The organism is Candidatus Endomicrobiellum pyrsonymphae (assembly GCF_020328025.1).
Classification (GTDB): domain Bacteria; phylum Elusimicrobiota; class Endomicrobiia; order Endomicrobiales; family Endomicrobiaceae; genus Endomicrobiellum; species Endomicrobiellum pyrsonymphae.
The window spans coordinates 1-6,183 of the sequence record NZ_JAIXMZ010000068.1; the positions used below are offsets into that span (position 1 = coordinate 1).

Consider the following 6,183-nt stretch of genomic DNA (forward strand, 5'->3'; position numbering starts at 1 on the left):
GATAAAACAGCTCGAAGAAGCGGGCTGTGAAATTGTTCGAGTTTCTCTTCCTGATATGGAGTCAGCTTATAATGTCGGTAAAATAAAAAAGAATATCAAAATACCATTAGTGGCAGATATTCATTTTGATTACAGAATAGCTCTCGAAGCAATAAAACAAGGTATAGACAAACTAAGAATTAATCCGGGCAATATCGGCTCAAAAGATAAAGTTGAAATTTTGGTAAAAGAAGCAAAAAAAGCTCATATACCCATAAGAATTGGCATTAACGCAGGTTCTCTAAAAGAAATTCATAATTTTACTGATAGTGTATCGCGCGCAAAGGCTCTTGCAAATGCGGCGCTGGATCATGTAAAAATTTTAGAAAAACACAGTTTTAAAGATATAATTGTTTCTTTAAAAGCTTCAAATATTGATACAACAGTACAGGCGTATAAATTTTTTGCCACAAAAAGGAATTATCCGCTACATTTAGGGATAACGGAAGCAGGATCTACGTTTAGTGGAACAATAAAATCTGCGGCTGGTCTTGGGATAATGCTTTATGATGGCATCGGCGACACTTTGAGGGTTTCTCTTACAGCAGATCCTGTAGAAGAGGTTAAAATGGCGTATTTTCTTTTACAGTCTATGGGGCTTCGTAATTCCGGGCTAGAAATAGTTTCATGTCCGACATGTTCAAGATGTCAGGTTGATTTAATAAAAATAGTTTCGGAGGTAGAAAAGAAAACTTCTGCAATGAAAAATTTAAAAAAACTTTCCAAACCTATAAAAATAGCGATGATGGGTTGTGTTGTGAACGGTCCAGGAGAAGCTAAAGACGCAGATTTTGGAATAGCCGGTGGAAAAAATATCGGAATACTGTTTAAAAACGGCGAAATTATAGGAAGAGTTAAACCTGATAAATGGGTTCAAAAAATTGTTTCCATGATAAAAAATTATCGTGATTAATAGGAGCAAAAAATGGCAGAAATTTACTTAACAAGAGACGGTAGGGAAAAGCTTATCAAAGAATTGGAAACGCTTCAAAAAAGAAAACCTCTAGTTCAAGAAGAAATTGCAAGAGCAAGAGAACATGGAGATTTGAGAGAAAATGCTGAATATCATGCCGCAAAAGAAACACTTACTAATCTTATGCGTAGAATTATGGAGCTTGATTCAAAAATATCTCGCGCAAAAATTATTGAAGAACAAAATATTGATCCTGACAAAGTATTTATAGGCGTTACCGTAAATTTACAGGATGAAGATGGGGATAAGCACGAATACACAATTGTAGATTTGGAAGAAGCCGACCCTTCTGCAAATAAAATATCCGTGCAGTCGCCACTTGTTCAGGGCTTATTGGGGCATAAAGCAGAGGAAACTGTTGAGGTAGCGCTTCCTGCCGGCAAATCAAAATTTAAAATATTAAAAATTGTAAGATGAAATGGGAAGCGATAGTAATACCCAGAAGAATTGTTAGAGGCATTTATGTTTTTTTCTAAATTATTAATTCCTACATTAAGAGAAGCCCCTGCGGATGCTGACATAGTTTCTGCAAAGCTCATGATAAGATCAGGAATGGTACGCAAACTTGCTTCCGGTCTTTATGAATTTTTGCCTTTGGGTCTTAGAGCATTAAGGAAAATTGAAAATATTATCAGGCAAGAAATGAATGCTGCAGGCGGACAAGAAATAATGCTTCCGTTAATTTCTCCTAAAGATTTATGGCTTGAAACGGGCAGATGGAGCGTTTACGGTAAAGAACTTTTTAGATTGAAAGATAGAAAAGACGCTGAGTTTTGTCTTGCGCCTACTGCAGAGGAAGTCGTAACGGATTTAGTAAGAAAAGATATAAAATCCTATAGGCAACTTCCTATAATGCTATACCAATTTGGCGCTAAATTCAGAGATGAAATCCGTCCTCGTTTTGGCATAATGCGTTCAAGAGAATTTTTAATGAAAGACGCATATTCATTTCATACAGATGAGGCAGATTTGGAGAAATATTATAAAACAATGTTTGATGCCTATACAAATGTGTGCGTAAGGTGTGGCTTTAATTTTCGCGCTGTTGAGGCAGCGTCAGGCGCAATTGGAGGATCTTTTTCGCATGAATTTATGATTCTTGCAGATGCTGGTGAAGAAGAAATAGTATGGTGTAATTGCGGATACGGTGCAAATGGCGAAAAAGCGGAAACTTTAAAAATGGAACAACTGCAAGAAGATTTTCTCCCAATGGTAGCAGTATCTACCCCAAACGTAGGCGTAGTTGAAGATGTTGCAAGGTTTTTAAATTCGTATCCAAGTAAATTTATAAAAACAATGATTTACTCAGCTGATGGTAAACCTGTTGTTGTATTAGTAAGAGGCGATCATGAAATCAACGAAATAAAACTGCAGTCATTGCTTGGCGCAACGGAAGTTGTCCTTGCAGACGAACAGACTGTTACTTCCATTACAAATGCTCCTATAGGGTTTGCCGGTCCGTCAGGTCTTAAAAATGTGAAGATTGTAGCAGATTTATCAGTTGTTGGAATCTCGAACGCGGTAACCGGAGCAAATAAAAAAGATTATCACTTAAGAAATGTAAATTATAGTAGGGATTATAAGGTAGATATAATCGCTGATGTTAGAAAAGTTGTGAAAGGCGATATATGTCCTAGATGCAAAAAAGAAACATTAAAATTTTCAAGAGGTATCGAAATAGGACATATATTTAAACTTGGCGCAAAATATTCAAAATCGCTCAATGCTACATATCTTGACACAAACGGTAAAGAAAATTTTATTGTCATGGGCTGTTACGGGATAGGCGTTACAAGAATACTCGCAGCTACAATAGAACAATCTCACGATGATAACGGCATAATATGGCCTGATAATATAGCTCCATTTGAAGTTGTAATTGTACCTGTAAATTATGCCGACAAAAAAACTGAAGAAGTAACCGACAAAATATATAAAGAGCTTTCGGCAAAAGGTCTTGACGTTTTGATTGATGATAGAGACGAAAGAGCGGGCATTAAATTTAAAGATGCGGATTTGATAGGTATTCCATACAGAATAACAATTGGCGAAAAAAATCTTGCAAACGGAAATGTAGAGCTAAAAGCAAGAAGAAACGGAAAAGACGGTGTTAAACTTTTAACTCCAGAAAGCGCAATAGTTGAAATACTAAAAATATATAAAATCACTTAACTGTAGGATTAATTTTGAACGAAAGATTTTTTAAACTAAAAGAAAACAAAACTACTGTTTCAATCGAAGTTCTCGCAGGACCTACAACATTTTTTACGATGGCATACGTTATTTTGTAAATCCCATTACCCGGAATGACGTAGCACGGAATTTTTGTGGCTACAATTTTTGCTTCCGCTTTTGGCGCAATTTAGAGCGATTTGATTATAGAAGAAAAATACGGGCAGTTGTTAGACTGTTTGATAAAAAACAGAAGTAATTTTTAAAAATTTTTCAGAGAAAAACTATAATTATGAATAAAATTAAAGCAATTCTTTTATCGCGATATCCACAGGACATAAAACTAAAAATATAAATTTCATTGTTTTATTTTATATTGATGCTGTTAATATTTACATTGTTTCGTTTAATGTTTTGCATTGTGTACTCTGATATTTTTCAAGCATTGTCTTTTTATGATAGAGCGGCAAGTTTTGTTTATGGTTTACGTTTTGATGTTGCTACAATTAGTTTGTTTCTTGGTGTGTTTATAATGATTTTATTTTTACCATATCCCAAAAAATCAACGTTCATTAAAGTTTGCGCAGTATGTTTAAGTATTTTCGCGTTTGTAATGATATTAATGTTAAGCGCGGATTTTTTTATTTTCCTGAAGTTAAGCGCCATATGACGAAAGATGTCGTTTTGGCGTGGAGAAATAATGTATAAATACATACACGGATTGTAAATTTCCCTTGCTTTGAAAGGGGTGACAATGCCGTTAGGTATTGACGTGGTATTGTTCCTTAAAAAACAAGTATAATTAAGGGTGTCAGATGAAGTCCGCCGGGGGCTTTTCAGTGGGTTGATTTATGCAGGAAGTCTAATATTGCCGCATTTGTATAATCGTTTTATATTCTTTTGTTTCTGATTCCATAATTGCTGTATTGCCAAAATTTTTATGATGAATCGCATCGGGCAAAATCTGCGCTTCAAGCGCTATTGCCATGTAAGGTTTAGAATATATGTCGTTTATCGTTTGTTTACTGTCAAAATAATTCGACGTATATACAACCATGGCGTTTCTATCCGTAACAATTGTTATACAGCGACTTTTATCTGCATTTTTTAATACGGCGGCAACGGAACTATTTAAGCAAAATGGAGTATCAAGTCCCGCTCCTTTGATGGAATAGTTTTTTGTTAAAATTTTTAGACTATCATCAATTAAACGTTCTTTTGTAAAATCGTACGCGCTCATTTTTACATCGATTTTGTCGCCCGTTGGAATAAGTGTTTCATCCGTTTTCAAATATTTATCGGCGTTAAGCATAAGATAATGATTTAAAATACCGTCGTCTTGATTGGAGTTAAGGTTAAAATAGGCATGATTTGTCGGATTAAACAAAGTAGCTTTATCTGAAGTTCCTTTAAAAACTATTTCCAGTTCGTTATCATTATTTAACAAGTATGTTATTTCTAGACTCATATTTCCCGGAAACGCATCGTCATCAGACTTAACAGCTTTGAAAAATTTTACTCCTGTCTTTTCACCATTTATTATCTGTCCATCCCATATCAAAGAATGAAATCCATTTTTACCACCATGAAGATTGTTATCTCCATCATTTTTATCAATATTGTATATTTTACCGTTTAACTCGAAGCTCGCTTTTCCTATCCTGCCGGCCGTCCTACCAATACAAGATCCTAAAAAATAAACATCTTTCAAATAATCGTCTAAATTATCATAACCCAAAACAACGCTTTTGTTTTCAGAGGCAGATTGTCTTCGCGGAAAATAAAGAGCTTTTAATGTCGCTCCGTAAGATATGCACTCAACGCTAAATCCGTTGTCATTACTAAAAACAAAAGAATACACACTCTGATTTTTATAAACGCCAAAAAGTTTTTTCTTACAATCCATGTTTGCGCTCCACTCTTTTTCAAAGTTATTTCAATTTCCTCTCTGTCATCGTAATGCTTGCATGACCTACTATTGCGCTAATCTTTTTTATAAGTTGTCCCGAATTAATAAGCGTAGTTACGAATTTGTGTCTTAAGGCTATTTTTCTTATCTTTTTTACCGTTTTTAAGTTGTTCAATCTCTAATTTTAGTTTAAGATTTTCTATTTCTTTTTTAACAACTTTGCTTCTCACATTTTTTTTCAACAACTCCATTTCTGTGTCTTTTTTATCTGCTAGTAGCTTGTTGTAATCTTTCAACTGCTCATTAACATTAACGTGATTATAAAAATCTTTGACAAGCAGTCTGACGAATATCCGATGAACTTAATGGCAGAAAAAGAAAAATACTTTAGAACTAAGTCCTAAGTATCAAATAGAGAGATTTGTAAAAGCGATTAGGACTTATGAATATGAGAGCTATCCTAAAACAGACAGTCTATTACACGGCCGGCGGAACGGATTCAAGAAACTCTTTGGGAAAGCGCTTGACATTCTTCTTAAGCGCCAACACCAACTCCAACATATTTGCCGCTTTCGTCTTTGTCTTCTCATTCTTAACCTGCATCGTCAACTCCCTCGCCGACTTTAAAAGCGTCTCTAGCAACGTCATCACCTCATCCTTCCTCATATTCCGTCTCATCAACAACACATTCCGCATATCCTTCGCATCATCCTGCACTTTTATCAGCAACCCCCCCAGATCATTATCATCGTCATCACTCGACATACCCCACTTACCATACGTGATATTCGCCTCCTCTGCCACCCTCTCCACATCATCTAGTATCCCTTCCAACGTCAGTACTGGCGATGGTGATGGTGGTTGAGTTGAAGACTTCTTCCACCATCCCTTCTTATGTCCTAACCACCATACCCCACCTCCCACCACAGCAACTGTGGCTAAAACTGCGACTGTGCCTATTGCCACTTTTGTTGGTGTTACGCTAAATCCTCCGACTTTCCCGATTTCACGATTCCAGAAGCTAACTGGAGTGGAATTTGAAGAGGAGGTGGAGGTAAGATTGCCATTATAGTCCCTCCGCGGTTTGACT

Annotated in this window: 8 protein-coding genes; 4 read left to right on the forward strand and 4 right to left on the reverse strand. The window is 35.8% G+C overall.

Annotated features, from left to right (window positions below; all coding sequences use genetic code 11):
• The 4 genes from ispG to LE180_RS05730 all read left to right on the forward strand — a co-directional run.
• Positions 1-952 (forward strand): flavodoxin-dependent (E)-4-hydroxy-3-methylbut-2-enyl-diphosphate synthase (gene ispG, locus LE180_RS05715; RefSeq protein WP_374134496.1); only part of this gene is annotated, 952 nt, incomplete at its 5' end.
• 12 nt (positions 953-964) lie between these two features.
• Positions 965-1,429, forward strand: coding sequence for a transcription elongation factor GreA (greA, locus tag LE180_RS05720; protein WP_374134497.1), 465 nt, complete (start codon positions 965-967; stop codon positions 1,427-1,429).
• A gap of 45 nt (positions 1,430-1,474) precedes the next feature.
• On the forward strand, positions 1,475-3,184 hold the full coding sequence (locus LE180_RS05725; protein WP_374134498.1) for a proline--tRNA ligase: 1,710 nt from the start codon (positions 1,475-1,477) through the stop codon (positions 3,182-3,184).
• A gap of 409 nt (positions 3,185-3,593) precedes the next feature.
• Entirely contained in the window at positions 3,594-3,854 is a 261-nt protein-coding gene (locus LE180_RS05730) for a hypothetical protein (RefSeq protein WP_374134499.1), read from the forward strand.
• Between the two features lie 192 nt (positions 3,855-4,046).
• Here the strand turns inward: LE180_RS05730 and LE180_RS05735 are convergent, their stop codons facing one another.
• The 4 genes from LE180_RS05735 to LE180_RS05750 form a co-directional block, all read right to left on the reverse strand.
• Complete coding sequence (locus LE180_RS05735) at positions 4,047-5,090, reverse strand: aldose epimerase family protein (protein WP_374134500.1); 1,044 nt, start codon at positions 5,088-5,090, stop codon at positions 4,047-4,049.
• Positions 5,091-5,115: 25 nt separating this feature from the next.
• A complete protein-coding gene (locus LE180_RS05740; protein WP_374134501.1) occupies positions 5,116-5,268 on the reverse strand; it encodes a tyrosine-type recombinase/integrase in 153 nt (50 codons plus the stop codon).
• Complete coding sequence (locus LE180_RS05745; RefSeq protein WP_374134503.1) at positions 5,195-5,389, reverse strand: hypothetical protein; 195 nt, start codon at positions 5,387-5,389, stop codon at positions 5,195-5,197. Before LE180_RS05745 ends, LE180_RS05740 begins: the two co-directional genes overlap by 74 nt.
• A gap of 181 nt (positions 5,390-5,570) precedes the next feature.
• Positions 5,571-6,183, reverse strand: a 613-nt coding sequence (locus LE180_RS05750) for a hypothetical protein (RefSeq protein WP_374134502.1), incomplete at its 5' end; no start/stop codon positions are given.